The 14,459-nt window shown below is 61.4% G+C and carries 19 protein-coding genes and 1 tRNA gene; 17 read left to right on the top strand and 3 right to left on the bottom strand.

What is annotated here, in order from left to right:
- Positions 1–181 precede the first annotated feature (181 nt).
- The 4 genes from IEW00_RS03275 (at position 182) to IEW00_RS03260 (ending at position 2,349) form a co-directional block, all read left to right on the top strand.
- Positions 182–643, top strand: coding sequence for a PTS sugar transporter subunit IIA (locus IEW00_RS03275; protein WP_188512898.1), 462 nt, complete (start codon positions 182–184; stop codon positions 641–643).
- Positions 636–1,142, top strand: a complete 507-nt coding sequence (locus tag IEW00_RS03270; protein ID WP_373282576.1) for a PaaI family thioesterase — start codon at positions 636–638, stop codon at positions 1,140–1,142. The genes IEW00_RS03275 and IEW00_RS03270 overlap by 8 nt, the downstream gene beginning before the upstream one ends.
- Complete coding sequence (locus IEW00_RS03265) at positions 1,139–1,492, top strand: DUF1491 family protein (protein WP_188512897.1); 354 nt, start codon at positions 1,139–1,141, stop codon at positions 1,490–1,492. The genes IEW00_RS03270 and IEW00_RS03265 overlap by 4 nt, the downstream gene beginning before the upstream one ends.
- Positions 1,493–1,689: 197 nt before the next feature.
- Complete coding sequence (locus tag IEW00_RS03260; RefSeq protein ID WP_188512896.1) at positions 1,690–2,349, top strand: cell wall hydrolase; 660 nt, start codon at positions 1,690–1,692, stop codon at positions 2,347–2,349.
- A 210-nt stretch (positions 2,350–2,559) separates the two neighbouring features.
- Here the strand turns inward: IEW00_RS03260 and IEW00_RS03255 are convergent, their stop codons facing one another.
- From IEW00_RS03255 to IEW00_RS03245, 3 genes are all read right to left on the bottom strand, one after another.
- Entirely contained in the window at positions 2,560–2,949 is a 390-nt protein-coding gene (locus IEW00_RS03255) for a UrcA family protein (RefSeq protein ID WP_188512895.1), read from the bottom strand.
- 401 nt (positions 2,950–3,350) lie between these two features.
- Positions 3,351–4,376 carry a sulfur carrier protein ThiS gene (thiS, locus tag IEW00_RS03250; protein ID WP_188512894.1) on the bottom strand — a complete coding sequence of 342 codons (1,026 nt, stop codon included), beginning with the start codon at positions 4,374–4,376 and terminating at the stop codon, positions 3,351–3,353.
- A 73-nt stretch (positions 4,377–4,449) separates the two neighbouring features.
- Positions 4,450–4,827, bottom strand: a complete 378-nt coding sequence (locus IEW00_RS03245; protein WP_188512893.1) for a MerC domain-containing protein — start codon at positions 4,825–4,827, stop codon at positions 4,450–4,452.
- A 150-nt stretch (positions 4,828–4,977) separates the two neighbouring features.
- Here IEW00_RS03245 and IEW00_RS03240 point away from each other — a divergent pair, with 150 nt between their 5' ends.
- The 13 genes from IEW00_RS03240 to rplL all read left to right on the top strand — a co-directional run bounded on the left by IEW00_RS03240 (position 4,978) and on the right by rplL (position 14,426).
- Positions 4,978–6,063: a COX15/CtaA family protein gene (locus IEW00_RS03240; protein ID WP_188512892.1), complete on the top strand. Its 1,086-nt coding sequence runs from the start codon at positions 4,978–4,980 to the stop codon at positions 6,061–6,063.
- A complete protein-coding gene (gene cutA, locus IEW00_RS03235) occupies positions 6,060–6,410 on the top strand; it encodes a divalent-cation tolerance protein CutA (protein ID WP_188512891.1) in 351 nt (116 codons plus the stop codon). The genes IEW00_RS03240 and cutA overlap by 4 nt, the downstream gene beginning before the upstream one ends.
- 478 nt (positions 6,411–6,888) lie before the next feature.
- The gene (rplM, locus tag IEW00_RS03230) at positions 6,889–7,368 is read left to right on the top strand and encodes a 50S ribosomal protein L13 (RefSeq protein WP_188512890.1); all 480 of its coding nucleotides are present in this window, start codon (positions 6,889–6,891) and stop codon (positions 7,366–7,368) included.
- Positions 7,368–7,883, top strand: coding sequence for a 30S ribosomal protein S9 (rpsI, locus tag IEW00_RS03225; protein WP_188512889.1), 516 nt, complete (start codon positions 7,368–7,370; stop codon positions 7,881–7,883). The genes rplM and rpsI overlap by 1 nt, the downstream gene beginning before the upstream one ends.
- 240 nt (positions 7,884–8,123) lie before the next feature.
- Positions 8,124–8,199 (top strand) — tRNA-Trp (locus tag IEW00_RS03220).
- Between the two features lie 189 nt (positions 8,200–8,388).
- Positions 8,389–8,595 (top strand): preprotein translocase subunit SecE, encoded by a 207-nt coding sequence (gene secE / locus IEW00_RS03215; RefSeq protein ID WP_188512888.1) that lies wholly within the window; start codon positions 8,389–8,391, stop codon positions 8,593–8,595.
- 44 nt (positions 8,596–8,639) lie between these two features.
- The gene (nusG, locus tag IEW00_RS03210; protein WP_054135152.1) at positions 8,640–9,176 is read left to right on the top strand and encodes a transcription termination/antitermination protein NusG; all 537 of its coding nucleotides are present in this window, start codon (positions 8,640–8,642) and stop codon (positions 9,174–9,176) included.
- 254 nt (positions 9,177–9,430) lie between these two features.
- Positions 9,431–9,862 carry a 50S ribosomal protein L11 gene (rplK, locus tag IEW00_RS03205; protein WP_188512887.1) on the top strand — a complete coding sequence of 144 codons (432 nt, stop codon included), beginning with the start codon at positions 9,431–9,433 and terminating at the stop codon, positions 9,860–9,862.
- Between the two features lie 5 nt (positions 9,863–9,867).
- Positions 9,868–10,566 (top strand): 50S ribosomal protein L1, encoded by a 699-nt coding sequence (gene rplA / locus IEW00_RS03200; protein ID WP_188512886.1) that lies wholly within the window; start codon positions 9,868–9,870, stop codon positions 10,564–10,566.
- A 116-nt stretch (positions 10,567–10,682) separates the two neighbouring features.
- Positions 10,683–11,477 carry a transglutaminase-like domain-containing protein gene (locus IEW00_RS03195; protein WP_188512885.1) on the top strand — a complete coding sequence of 265 codons (795 nt, stop codon included), beginning with the start codon at positions 10,683–10,685 and terminating at the stop codon, positions 11,475–11,477.
- 86 nt (positions 11,478–11,563) lie between these two features.
- On the top strand, positions 11,564–13,087 hold the full coding sequence (locus tag IEW00_RS03190) for a hypothetical protein (RefSeq protein ID WP_188512884.1): 1,524 nt from the start codon (positions 11,564–11,566) through the stop codon (positions 13,085–13,087).
- A 372-nt stretch (positions 13,088–13,459) separates the two neighbouring features.
- Entirely contained in the window at positions 13,460–13,975 is a 516-nt protein-coding gene (gene rplJ, locus IEW00_RS03185) for a 50S ribosomal protein L10 (protein WP_188512883.1), read from the top strand.
- 79 nt (positions 13,976–14,054) lie between these two features.
- Positions 14,055–14,426 (top strand): 50S ribosomal protein L7/L12, encoded by a 372-nt coding sequence (rplL, locus tag IEW00_RS03180; RefSeq protein ID WP_188512882.1) that lies wholly within the window; start codon positions 14,055–14,057, stop codon positions 14,424–14,426.
- Positions 14,427–14,459: the final 33 nt, after the last annotated feature.

The raw sequence follows: 14,459 nt of genomic DNA, 5'->3' as shown, positions 1-14,459 counted from the left end.
GCCCATGCACTGTGCCGCTTGGTTTTTGCGGCGATCTGGTGCATGGGCGCCCCAGACAGGCGTTGGCGGGATGGGGTCAGAACCTCCCCGGCGGGAACGACGCTGGCCCTGATGGACATTCATGCACGCCGCCTCCGGCAACGACTGGGGCGGACGCACAGAACCGAGAACTTTGATTATCATGGCGTGGTTCGAACTCGACAAGCAGGCGGTGCTCATTTCTGCGCGCGTCGCCGACAAGCAGCAGGCGCTGGAACTGGCCGCCGAACAGTTCGGCCATTGTTATGGTTTGGATGCCGATCAGGTTCTGGCCTGCCTCCTCGAGCGCGAACAGCTGGGCTCGACCGGGTTCGGTCGGCGTGTCGCCATTCCGCACGGCAAGATCGACAAGCTCGATCACTCGGTCGCAGTGCTGCTGCGACTGGGCAAGCCGATCGATTTCGGTTCGATCGACAATCTACCGGTCGATCTGGTGATCGCGCTGATCTCTCCGATCGCGACCGGGGCGATGCATCTCCAGGCACTGGCGCACATCTCGCGGCTGACCCGCGATGAAAAAACCCTCGCCAAGATCAAGGGTGCTGACGATCCCGATGCGATCTTCGCATTGGTGACCGCCGAGCTGGATCGTGACGCTGCCTGATTCAGCGGCTATTGGCGCTCCTGGTACCGGGGCTGAGGCGCATTTTCGGGCGCTGGAACGGCTTTACGCCGCCGCTGCCATCAACCGGCTGTTCCCCTCGCGGCTCACTATCACCGGTGCAGGACGCGCGCGGATCGATTTCGATGTGACTCCCGAGCATTTTCACGCTGCCAGCGCAGCGCACGGCACGCTCTATTTCAAGATGCTCGACGACGCGGCGTTCTATGCGTGCAATGCGCTGGTCACCGATCGCTTTTTGCTCACCACCGCCTTCAACCTGCACTTTACAGCACCGGTACGCGCGGGCCCGGTTTATGCCGAGGGCCACTGGGTCAGCGGCAAGCGGCGGGTGTTCGTTGGCGAAGCGCGGCTGGTGGACAGCTTTGGCGAAGAGATAGCGCGCGGGACCGGCACTTTCATGCGCTCGCACATCGGTCTGTCGGGGCTTGAAGGTTACAGCCCGCCGCAGCCGGATCCGCACAAGGATGCACTTGCGTGATCGAACCGAGGCTAGCGGCGCATATGCGGATCGAGGCGCTGAAGCGGCTGACACAGGCCGTTGGTGGATTTGCGACCTTGCTGGCCAAGGGTGATCCGGTCGCCGGCGCGATTCTGATTACCCGCACCGTGCGTGGGGCAGAAAACGGCGTGATTGAGGGGATTTCGGGGCTCGATGGCGGCGTCCAGTGGCAGGAAATCTGGGACGAAGACCCTCAGACCATCGCAGCCAAGGGTACGCTGGCGGACTATATAGCGCGTCGGCGGGTCAGAGACCCCGATATATGGGTGATTGAACTGGATATCGCCAACCGCGCACAGTTCGACGCGATAATAGGTCAGCTTGGTTGACTCGTTACGCCGCCTGACAGAAGGGCGCGTTCACCAGAAACGCGCAGGCGGCCAGCCGGTTCCATTCGAAAATCCACGGGCGGAATTCTCAAGGCAAGCACGCAGACGGGGGGGAACCCATCGGGACCGGCCGGCAGACTTTTTCTGCCAGCATGTTGCCCTGATCCAGGTTGCTCACCGCACAGTTAAAGAATTTGATGAGTACGATCCTCAAGGCTGCCAGCATGGCCGCCGTTGCATTCTATTCGATTGCCACACTGACCTTTACCGACGCCTCAGCCGCCTTTGCATCGCCGCTGATCGCCGACATGATCCAGCCGGTTCCAGCCCAGACCAGCGAAGACGCCGTTTCCAGCGCATCCGATGCCGCTGTCGAGATCGTCGCAGACGCTGAAACCGCACCCCAGCAGATCGATACCCAGAACGCCGTCGCACCGCTCAAGGCCGACAGCCTCGCCCAGCTCGTTTCGCTGCACGCGATACCTGCCAATATGGACGAAGAACTGCGCTGCCTCGCTGGCGCGGTGTACTTCGAATCCAAGGGCGAAACGCTGAACGGCCAGCTGGCCGTGGCCCGGGTAGTGATCGCACGCCGTGATTCGGGCCGGTTTGCCGACAGCCTGTGCGGCGTCGTGTATCAGCCCAGCCAATTTTCGTTCGTGCGCGGCGGCAGAATGCCCACCATCCCCACGTCCAGCCGCGCTTGGGGTGAAGCGGTGGCAATCGCCCAGATCGCCATGACCGACACCTGGGAAAGCCCGGTTGAAGGCGCGTTGTTCTTCCACGCACGCCATGTGTCCCCCGGCTGGCGGATGCAGCGCCTCGCCGCTGTCGACAACCACATCTTCTATCGCTGAACCCTGCCCGCCCGCCGGGAAACCGGCAGGGAGCACGCAACAGCTTATCAGCTAGTCCTTTGGGTCGCGAAGGACAGGGGCGGGCGCAGCAATGCGTCCGCCCCGACCTGTTTGGGAAATGCCCATGCCAACGACCGACAAAAAAGGACCGATAGCCTTGGGGCTACCGGTCCAGTTCGGTCTTTACCAAGGGTGGTAAACTTGGTGAAGTCAGCTGCCAACGGCAATCCGTTCGCCTGGCTTGAACAGGTCTCCGGCCTCGGCGCGGGCGACCAGCGTGACTACGGCGCGCTTGCCGCTGGCCATGGTTTCGGCGACGCAGGCTCGCTGATTCATCTGCTGCTCGAGCGGGGCGCGCTCGGCCGCGCCGCAAACCTGGCGCGTTGCAAGCTTCAAGCGCGATTCGAGGGCGGCAACACCGTCGGCGGTGGCTAGGTCGAGATCGACAAACGGCACTTCGACGCTGCGCACGATGCGCCCGTTGCCATTATCGACGGTCTTGACCGGGCTGGCGTGGACGGTGGCGGAAAAAAGAATGGCAGACGCTGCGGCGGCAGCCAGACTGCGGGAAAAAATAGTTGCGGTTGCGATGGCGAACATGGGGCGGGGTCCTTTCGAGGCTGTAGATCGAACCGGGACCGGCAAAGCTGGTTAAGGGGCCCATCATGGCCGATCCCGGGTTGTCGCGGATGCCCGGCCTGGGGAGCTATGGACATCCGCGACATGATCTGGATAGGCGGGAGGATGCTGCAGGTCGCGCATCGCTCGACCAAATCGGGAAACGCGTCGCTCAACGACTACGGCTGTCGACGAACGACCGCACGGGATCGACCAATGTTGCGTCTGCAACCAAACTGTCACCGAATCGTGAGAGTTGTCCTGGCTGACGCTACGGAAGGCTCGGTTGCACAATCAGCCCTCCCGTCTTCCTTCGAACGCGGGGGGGTGACGCAAAGAATATAAGGATATCAGAGCGGTTCCACGTGGAACCGCGTTCGGGTTCAGATCAGTCCGGCAAGCGGGCTTGAGGGATCGGCGTATTTGCGGGTTCCCATGCGCCCCGCCAGATAGGCATCGCGACCGGCCTCGACTGCCCGCTTCATCGCACGGGCCATCCGGATCGGGTCCTTGGCCTCGGCAATCGCGGTGTTCATCAGCACGCCGTCGCAGCCCAGTTCCATTGCGATTGCCGCATCGGACGCGGTGCCGACCCCTGCATCGACCAGCACCGGAACCTTGGCGTTTTCAACGATCAGGCGGATCGTCACCCGGTTCTGGATTCCCAGACCCGATCCGATCGGTGCGCCCAGCGGCATGATTGCGACTGCGCCTGCATCTTCGAGCCGCTTGGCGCCGATCGGATCATCGACGCAATAGACCATCGGCTTGAAGCCTTCCTTGGCCAGGATTTCGGTGGCGCGCAGCGTCTCGTGCATGTCGGGATACAGCGTCTTGGCCTCGCCCAGCACTTCAAGCTTGACCAGATCCCAGCCGCCGGCCTCGCGCGCCAGCCGCAATGTGCGGATTGCGTCCTCGCCGGTGAAGCAGCCTGCGGTATTGGGCAGATAGGTGACCTTCTTGGGATCGATGAAGTCGGTCAGCATCGGCGCGCTGGGATCGGACACGTTGACCCGGCGGACCGCGACGGTGACGATCTGCGCACCCGAGGCTTCGAGCGCGGCGGCGTTCTGGGCAAAATCCTTGTACTTGCCGGTACCGACGATCAGCCGTGAGGTGAAGGTGTGGCCTGCCACGCTCCAGCTATCGTCGCTGTCCATGGGGATGCTTGCAGCATGATCGCCGCCGCCGACGAAGTGTACGATCTCCAGGCGATCGCCCTCACCCACCACAACGTCGGCCAGCGTCGAGCGCGGCACGATCTCAAGATTGCGTTCGACCGCGACCTTGGCCGGGTCAAGCGCCAGCGTGGTCACCAATGCGGCGATGCTCTGCCCGGCAGGCACGCGGCGCGGCTCGCCATTGATGTGGATGTCGATCTGGGCGGTGCTGGTGTCGGTGCTGATCATAGGCCGCAACTCTTGGCGCGGATGGCAGGCAAAGGGCAAGTGCGAATGTTAGTGCCCGGCTTGCGTGAAACACTCAGCCTTGGCGGGCCGCGCGGTAATTGAGCAGGTGCGCGATGCTCAACGCGGCCACGCCTGCGAGCGTGAAACCATATTCATAGGCGCTACCGTGCGGAACTGTCATTGCCATCAGCATCGAGGCGATGCCGACGACGCCGATCAAAAGCGGCAGTCTTGCGCCATGCGTCCGGGCCCCATGGCCGAGCGCAAGCGCAGCCATGATCGCGGCGAGGACGAAACCGATCTCGTGTACCCAAGGGGATAGCAAAACGCCGCCCAAAGACGCGAAGCCCGCCACCAGCCAGATGCCGGCGGCACAGTGCACCATGCACAACGCCGACAGCGCAATCGCTGCAGAATCGAGCTGGCCAGATTTGGTGATACGAGACAACATGCCCTGCACATAGGTGATATAATATCATTGCGCAATGTTGCTTGCGCACCCGACGATAAAAATACCACGCTGGACAAAGCCAGGGATCGCTACGCTGCGGCGCAAAAAAAGACCTTGCAAGCAGGCCTGCAGCATCCGAAATGCGACAGCATGACAAGCCTCTCGCACGCCCGTGTTCTCGCCGCGCACCCGCGCGGACGCGCCGCCCCCTCGGCCATTGCCAACTGGCTGTATGGCGTGGCGCTGTTGGTGTTCATCATGGTGGTGGTCGGTGGAATCACCCGCCTGACCGAATCGGGGCTGTCGATCACCGAATGGAACGTCGTCACCGGAACGCTGCCGCCGCTGAGCGAGGCTGCCTGGGTGAACGAATTCGAAAAATACAAACTCATCCCGGAATATACCGAAGTCAACGTCGGCATGACGTTGGCCGAGTTCAAGAACATCTATTTCTGGGAGTATATCCACCGGCTGCTCGGACGGTTGGTCGGAGTCGCGTTCGCGCTGCCCTTCCTGTATTTTGCCGTGCGCCGCGCAATTCCGCAGGGCTATGGCCTGCGGCTCACGGCCTTGTTCGCGCTGGGTGGTTTGCAGGGTGCGGTCGGCTGGTGGATGGTGTCGTCGGGTCTGTCCGAGCGCACCGATGTCAGCCATTTCCGGCTGGCGGTGCACCTGCTCAATGCGCTCTTCATCATGGCCGGGCTGATCTGGACCGCGCTCGACCTCAAGGCGCTCGCGCGCAATCCTGCGGCCAGGCCTGCCCGAATGACCGGGTTGAGCTTCGCGGTGATTGGAGTGCTGTTCGTGCAACTGCTGTTCGGCGCCTGGGTGGCCGGGCTCAATGCGGGCTATGCCGCCAAGAGCTGGCCGCTGATGAACGGGTCGTTTTTTCCGGTGGATGTCGACTGGTCGCAGGGCGTGCTCCATGCGTTGACCTATGATCCGTTCCTGCTGCACTTTATCCACCGTTGGTGGGCCTTTGCCGCCGTCGCCGCACTGGTGGTGATGGGACGGTCGGTGCGCAGGGTCGACCGGCGTATTTCGCTTGCGATTCACGCGGCGTTCGGGGTGCAGGTGCTGCTCGGGATCGCCACGGTTATGAGCAGCGTCGATCTGCATCTGGCGGTGCTGCACCAGGCGGTGGGTGCGGTGCTTGTCGCGACCACGGCATGGGGTGCGCACCGGCTGGGGCAGGTACAGGCCTACCCCGCACCCTCGCGGACCGCCCTTGCATGATCGGCGATTTGGCCAGCGACACGTCGGATCTCCGGCTGGTCTACTGTCCGTTTGCCGACGAGGAAGAGGCCCGGACGATCGCCCGGACCGTGGTGCGTGAGCAGCTTGCCGCCTGCGCGAACATCTTGTCGCCCACGATTGCGATCTTCCACTGGCAGGGATCGCTTACCGAAAAGGCCGAGGTGCCGGTGCTTTTCAAGACCGCACTGCCGCAATCCAAGGCGCTGGTCGCACGGATCGTCCACCTGCACAGCTACGACGAGCCTGCGGTGCTGGTGCTTCCGGTCGAATACTGTCCGCCGAGCTTTCGCGCCTGGGTGCTGGCGCAAACGCTGGCGATCGATTGATTCCACTGGGCACGGTGGCGCCCAGGCCCAGTCTGTGACCACCTTTGGCGGGCTCCGGCTGCTTTTCGATCCTCGCGCGAATCGGCATGCGAGTGCTGCCATTGTGGCCCTGGTTGTGCGGTCAGTGCGCAAGCCTGCCCGGCACAGCTACTGGCGCCACTCGGTTAACCTGACCTGCCAGGCTCGCCCATCGGTCGGGAACGCTGCCAAAAGTCGCAACGCAAACCGACGCAATTCTCCCGCGAATCGTACCTTGCGCATTCGCTCGCAGCACGGCCAAAACTTCAGAGGTATTATGCTACCCCTTTGCAATCCCCCCAAAATGCTTGACTTGCGGGGGTCCCAACGTCATTAGCCGCGCTTCGCTCGGGCCACTCAGGGTCCGTTCGTCTCACAGAAATGTGTCCGCCGCTTGTTGTGTGTCCCTCTCCAAAGGGACCCTGCAATGACCGGCTGATGTTTTGGAAGGTTGAAGGCCATGAAGGCTTTGCTCAAGACCACCAAGTCGATCAAACCGGCTGACGTGGAAAAGAAATGGCATATTATTGATGCCGACGGACTGGTGGTCGGCCGCGTTGCGGTGATCATCGCCAACATCCTGCGCGGCAAGCACAAGCCGAGCTACACCCCGCACGTCGATTGCGGTGACCATGTCATCGTCATCAACGCCGGCAAGGTGATGCTGACCGGCAACAAGCGCGACAAGAAGGTCTATTACAAGCACACCGGTTATATCGGTGGCATCAAGGAAGTGACCGCAGCCAAGGTGCTCGACGGCCGCTTCCCCGAGCGCGTGCTTGAAAAGGCGGTGGAGCGCATGGTTCCCCGTGGTCCTCTGGGCCGCCAGCAGATGCGCAACCTGCATCTCTTTACCGGCACCGAGCATCCGCATGCAGGCCAGAAGCCTGAAGCGCTCGACGTTGCCTCGCTCAACCGCAAGAACAAGGTGGGTGCATAATGTCTGATACCGTGCAATCCCTGTCCGACATCAAGGACATCGCCGCCGACATCGAAACCCCGATCAACCCCGCCCACACCGGCGGTGGCGGCGCACCCGCGCCGATCCGTGAGCAGGAACTCGACAAGCAGGGCCGTGCCTATGCAACCGGTCGCCGCAAGGATGCTGTGGCCCGCGTATGGCTGAAGCCCGGCACCGGCAAGATCATCGTCAACAAGCGCGACCAGGAAGTGTACTTTGCACGTCCCACGCTGCGTCTGGTGATCAACCAGGTGTTCGACATCACCGATCGTCGTGGTCAGTATGATGTCATTTGCACCGTCAAGGGTGGTGGTCTTTCGGGCCAGGCCGGCGCCGTCAAGCACGGCATCAGCCAGGCGCTCAGCAAGTACGAGCCCACGCTGCGCAGCGCGGTCAAGTCGGCCGGGTTCCTGACCCGCGACAGCCGCACCGTCGAGCGTAAGAAGTACGGCAAGGCCAAGGCGCGCAAGAGCTTCCAGTTCTCGAAGCGCTGATCGGCTTTGTGTTCCGGGTCCTTTTGGGGCCTGGTGCATACCGGCTTTGAATTCACACGGGGTGATCGCCCCCATGACAGCGCCTTTCCGGCGCAAATCATGGGGCAGCGGTCGCCCCGATGTGCGTTCGGGCGCTGGAATACGCACAGCAATGCTTGCCCAGCGCCTGTAATGCTTGCCCAGTGCCTGTAATGCTTGCGAAGTGCCTGTGCAGCCGCTAATGGCGACGGCCTGCCGCGTAGGAGTGTAGCTCAGCTGGTAGAGCGTCGGTCTCCAAAACCGAATGCCGGGGGTTCGAATCCCTCCACTCCTGCCAGCGGCCCTTCCCCAGCTTTCTGAATCCCCCGGGTTTCTGAATCCCCTTGCCTCTGCGGCTTTGCGAGGTTATGGGGCTGTCTTTCTCCGACAGGGCGCATATATCGTGTTTCAGCCGGGCAGGGCTGGCGGCGATGTGCCTGCAGCATGATGATGCCCCGCGAATCGGAAACAGGAAAGTTTGAAGGCCATGGCCACTGAGCGAAAGAAGACCAGTCCCGGCGAGTTCGTGAATCAGGTCAAGACCGAGGCATCGAAGGTCGTCTGGCCGAGCCGTCAGGAAACGATCACCACCGCCATCATGGTGTTCATCATGATGACGATCCTGGCGATTTTCTTCCTCGCGGTCGATTCGGTGTTCGGCGCTGTCGTCAAGTGGTTGCTCACGCTCGCGTGATGCCAGGCCGGTAATTTGGCCCGGAAATTTTGAAAGAGAACTGAATGTCGCGCTGGTACATCATTCACGCTTATTCGGGCTTCGAGAACAAGGTTCGCGACGCGATCTTGGCCGATGCCGAGCGCATGGGCCTGTCGGCTTTGGTCGAGCAGGTCGAAGTGCCCACCGAGACCGTGACCGAAGTGCGTCGCGGCAAGAAGGTGCAGACCGAGCGCAAGTTTTTCCCGGGATATGTGCTGGCCAAGCTGGCGATGACCGATGATGTGTATCACGTCGTCAAGAACACGCCCAAGGTGACCGGCTTCCTGGGCCCCAACGGCAAGCCGCAGGCGATCAGCGACGCCGAGGCTGCCCGCATCCTCAACACCAAAGAAGAAGCCGCCAACGCGCCGCGCCAGCGGATCGATGTCGATTACGAAATCGGCGATTCGGTCAAGGTGCTCGAAGGCCCGTTCGCAAGCTTCAACGGCATCGTGGAAGAACTCGATTTCGACAAGGCCCGGGTCAAGGTCTCGGTTTCGATCTTCGGCCGTGCGACCCCGGTCGATCTCGACTTCGAGCACGTCGAACTGGCGAAATAAGGTTTACCCTCTCCCTTTACGGGAGAGGGACAGCTTCGCGTAAGCGAAGCAGGGAGAGGGCTGGGAGCACAATTGGCCCCCGGACAAGCCCTCTCCAACTCCGCCTAGGCAGCGAAGCTGCCAAGGCTCCGTATCCTCTCCCGTAAAGGGAGAGGATGAAGTTGCGGGAGGCTCACCCAGGTGGGCTGTCTGACCGCTTAATTTGAGGGCAACCGGCATCCGCTGATCGCCCGACAGAATGAAGGAGTGCCATCGTGGCAAAAAAGATTGAAGGCTATATCAAGCTGCAGGTGCCTGCGGGCTCTGCCAACCCCTCCCCGCCAATTGGCCCGGCTCTGGGTCAGCGCGGCGTGAACATCATGGAATTCTGCAAGCAGTTCAACGCTGCGACGCAGGAAATGGAAAAGGGCACGCCGCTGCCCACCGTGATCACCGTGTTCGGCGATCGCAGCTTCACGTTCGTGACCAAGACCCCGCCTGCCAGCTATCTGATCAAGAAGGCCGCTGGCCTGAAGAGCGGATCGAAGCTTCCTGGCAAGGAAACCGCCGGAACGATCAAGCGTTCGCAGCTGGCTGAAATCGCGCAGACGAAGATGGCCGACCTCAATGCCAACGACATTGAAGCGGCAACGAAGATTATCGAAGGCTCGGCGACGTCGATGGGCCTTGAAGTGGTGGAGGGCTGAGTATCATGGCAAAAGTGACCAAGAAGGCGAAGACTCTCGCCGCCAAGCTCGACGCTGAAAAGCTGTATGGCGTTGATGAAGCCATCAAGACCATCAAGGAACTGGCAACCTCGAAGTTCGACGAGACCATCGAAGTCGCGCTGAACCTGGGCGTTGACCCGCGTCATGCCGACCAGATGGTTCGCGGTGTCGTGTCGCTGCCTTCGGGAACCGGCAAGGACGTTCGCGTCGCCGTGTTCGCACGTGGCGACAAGGCCGAAGCAGCGCTTGCTGCCGGTGCCGAGCGCGTCGGCGCCGAAGACCTGATGGAAGAAATGCAGAACGGCAAGGTCGACTATGACCGCGTCATCGCCACCCCCGACATGATGGGTGTGGTCGGTCGTCTGGGTAAGCTGCTGGGTCCCAAGGGCCTGATGCCGAACCCCAAGCTGGGCACCGTCACCCCGAACGTCGCTGAAGCGGTCAAGGCTGCCAAGGGCGGCCAGGTCGAATTCCGCGTCGAAAAGGCCGGTATCATCCACTCAGGCATCGGCAAGGCGAGCTTCACCGATGAGGCGCTGCGCGCCAACTTCGATGCGTTCGTCGATGCGATCGTGCGCGCCAAGCCTTCGGGCTCGAAGGGCAAGTACCTGCGCAAGATCTCGGTCAGCTCGTCGATGGGCCCCGGCCTGAAGGTCGATCTGGCTGAAGTCCACGCTGGCTGATCGTCACAATCTGCTGCTAAGCCCATTAAAGGGGCCGGGGGGAACCTCGGCCCCTTTTTGGTGTCTGGTGTTTGCACACCTCGATCCTTTTCCCCTCGCCTCCGGAGCCTGCCCAGATGACCCTCGATCTGCACATCACGCTGACCTACGACATGGACGTGCCGACCGACATCCTGCTGCAGGTCGAAGCCGCCGCGATCCCTGAGCAGGTGATCGTATCAGCCACGCTCGATGCGCCCGCCTGCGACCATTTCGTCCGGGTGGCGGCGCATGACGGTATCGGCGAGCGGATCTGGCTGCGCCCTTCGGGCCGGCTGAGCGTCGATTATCGCGCGCGGGTGACCGTCCAGCGGCTGCTCGCAGATATCGCGGCGCTGCCGCAGATCGCGCTCCATCTGCTGCCGGGCGAAACCGTGCAATATCTGTTCGATTCGCATTATTGCCCCGCCACCAAGTTCCACAGCTTCGTCGAGACCGAGTTCGGCGATCTGCAGGGCGGCGCGCGGATCGCGGCGATGCGGGACTGGATCGCCGAGCATTTCGTCTATCAGCCTGGCAGCTCGGATGGATCGACCACCGCGCTCGACAGCTTCGTCATGCGCCACGGGGTGTGCCGCGATTACGCGCATGTTATGATCGTGCTCGCTCGGGCCTCGTCGATCCCTGCGCGTTTCGTCAGCGTCTATGCCCCCGATGTCACCCCGCCCGATTTCCACGCGGTGGCAGAGGTGTTCCTCGCCGATCCGGCAGGCGATGGCGGTGCCTGGCATCTGGTCGATCCCACCGGGATGGCGACCGCTGGCGAAATGGTGAAAATCGGCGTCGGCCGCGATGCGCTCGATGTCGCCTTCCTCACCGCCTTCGGCACCGTGACGCTGGTCGAACAGAACGTCAGCGTGACGCGGGTATGACGCGACCGCGCATTTGCCCGCAACGCTGGTGGATGGAGTGATGCCGCTGTGATACGGATTGCTGACAAGCGGAGTTTGGCGTTGGCATGTATCAGGCGCATGAAATCGAACGTTGGATTGCGGATGTAGAAGCTGCGACAGCCAAGCGTATTGATTCGGTCGTCACCAAGCTCAGGACAGAGCCTGCAGTCCGCGGACAAGTGCTGGCACGGCCGGATGCCAAGGAGCGGGTTTTTTCCGCGCTTTTGACGGGGGATTTCGAATATCTCCGCAGCCGGGAGGCCAACTGGACCTCATGGGTGGAGGGAGATCCGCCCTATCTCTTGTTGCTGATGCATGAAGGCGTGGTGGTCGATCTTGGGCACCCTCGCTTCGGTCGCGCCGGATTTCTGCAGACATTCGGCTGTTCTCCGGAACAGTTGGCCATGCTGGTTCGCCATCGCCCCTATGATCGTCCCGGGCCGTTGTTCATCAACATCAGAGATGATGACATCGAAGGCTATTGCCAGCCCGACAGGCTTGGGATTGTCGGGCCGATCCTGGCGATGACGGGGGAGTTTCCGGAGCGCTTTTACCGGCTGCACCTGATCCGGCGCGCTGCGTTCAGAATATTCGGTATCGATTATGATGAAATGGAAAGGTTCGGGAGACATAAGGCCAGCAGATTTCAACCGCCGGCAAGCTCCGCCTATCGCGATGAGGACCTGAAGCTGATCACCCGCAGCGCCGAATGGCCAAATGTAAACCAGCTTGGCTCCAGAATCGGCTATTATCTGATCGCCAAGCAATTGTGGGGCGAGGAAGCTGCTGATCCGCTGATCGATACATGGATAGGAGGGTCTGCGGACCCCATCGACTTCAGCCAGTCCTCGGCAGACGATCTCACCATACCGTTTAGCCGGCTGTATGTGCGCCACCACACATTTACCGCCCCTTTGACGGGGGCTTTGGGTGCCCAGTATACGATGCGGGCGCGTGAGGCGAACGCGATTTTCCAGGTATTCGGCGGCACTGACTCCGTTTCTGACCCGGAGCCGATCAAGAAGGTTGCACGCCGAAAATCCGCAGGTGGACATATCGGCATCGCGACATGGATGTTTGAACAGATTTCCGGCATGGACGGTGATGCCGTCAACATCAGCCAAAGTCCATTGCGGCGATTACCGGAAGATGACGAGTGGCGCCAGTTTCTTGGCCGGGTCGATCGAAATCGACTGGATGTCGTCGCGCATGCAGCAGCAAATGTTTCGGCGCTGGAGAAGGCGCTGGAACGGCTTGAGCCGCGGTTGAAGAATGGGGTTCTGGAACCTCATGAAGAGGCAGAGCTGGTGCGGGTCGCTATCTCGGCGGGGTCTAGAGGTGGCTTTCGGGGCCTGAGCTTCTTGTGCGCAGGCGCTGAGGCCGCTTCTGCAGGGGGCGCGGGTGTCTTGTGCAAATCCGTGGTGGAAGCGCTCAACATCCTCGTCAAATTCACCGAAGCAGTGCCTGCCTTTGATAGCAGCCGAGAAAAATTGGCCCAGTACGTCAATTCCTTCTGCGCAAAACGCATTGCGGGCACGCTGATCACGCGATTCGAGGGCCAGATGGATCGGCCAAGCAGGTTGAACTAGCCGGTCCGCATTTTTGAAATGCCGCAGCTGCTCGCCCGCCTTGACTCTTTCCCGCTATCTGCTAGCAGCCTGCGCTGACCGGAAACGCTGCAAGGCGCGACCGATCGCCGTCCGAGACAGTTGGTGCGGGGGATTTTCTCCGCTTAATGTCCAGCCTAGACGGGGAACTGTTTTTCACTGCCCCTGATTCTGTCAGGGCAGACGCTGCCATTTTAGCCCCCAGTTCATCGAACGGGGCAACGGCTCGGCAAACACCCCCACGGACCGATCTGCAGTGCTTGACCCCCTAGGGCAAGGGCGCTGCGCAATGAACCGGGCGCACCGGACGGGCTCATGCCCATCACCGTTGCGCTCATGTGGAAGGAGACCAGCATGGATCGTGCTGATAAAAAAGCCGCTGTTGCCTCGCTGAACGCAACCTTCGGTGAAGCCGGTGTGGTGGTGGTGACCCGTAATCTGGGTCTTACCGTTGCCAAGTCGACCGAGCTTCGCACGAAGATGCGCGCAGAAGGCGCCAGCTACAAAGTCACCAAGAATCGCCTGGCCAAGCTGGCTGCGGTGGGCACTCCTTACGAGTCCATCGCCGACCTGCTGACCGGACCGATTGCCCTTGCCACCTCGACCGATCCGGTCGCGGCTGCAAAGGTTGCGGTGAACTTCGCCAAGGACAATGAAAAGCTTGAGATTGTCGGCGGCGCAATGGGCGACACGGTTCTGGATGCCGATGGAATCAAGGCGCTTGCCTCGATGCCTTCGCTCGACGAACTGCGTGCCAAGATCATTGGTCTCGTCAATGCCCCGGCAACCAAGGTTGTCCAGGTCATTCAGGCACCGGCTGGGCAGCTTGCCCGCGTGTTCGGCGCCTATGCGACCAAGGAAGACGCATAAGCTTTTCAAATCCTGCCGCGTTCTGCCCGTCACGGGCAGGTGCGGCACCTATGTTATGAATTAGAACTGGAGACTTAAAATGGCAGATATCGCAAACCTGGTGGAAGAACTCTCGAAGCTGACCGTTCTTGAAGCCGCTGAACTCTCGAAGGCCCTCGAAGAAGCATGGGGCGTTTCGGCTGCTGCTGCTGTCGCTGTTGCTGCACCTGCTGGTGCCGCTGCGCCGGCTGCTGAAGAACAGACCGAATTCGACGTCATCCTGACCGGCGACGGCGGCAAGAAGATCCAGGTCATCAAGGAAGTCCGCGCCATCACCTCGCTCGGCCTGACCGAAGCCAAGACCCTGGTCGAGAGCGCTCCCAAGGCGATCAAGGAAGGCGTCAGCAAGGCTGAAGCCGAAGAAATCAAGGCGAAGATCGAAGCAGCCGGCGGTACCGTCGAGCTCAAGTAATCGCCTTTCCTGGGCCCTTGTGGCGTAGGGATG

The sequence above is a fragment of the Blastomonas aquatica genome (assembly GCF_014639875.1).
GTDB classification, from domain to species: domain Bacteria; phylum Pseudomonadota; class Alphaproteobacteria; order Sphingomonadales; family Sphingomonadaceae; genus Blastomonas; species Blastomonas aquatica.
Note: the sequence above shows the minus strand (reverse complement) of the source record. Positions and strands in the feature narration are given on the sequence as shown.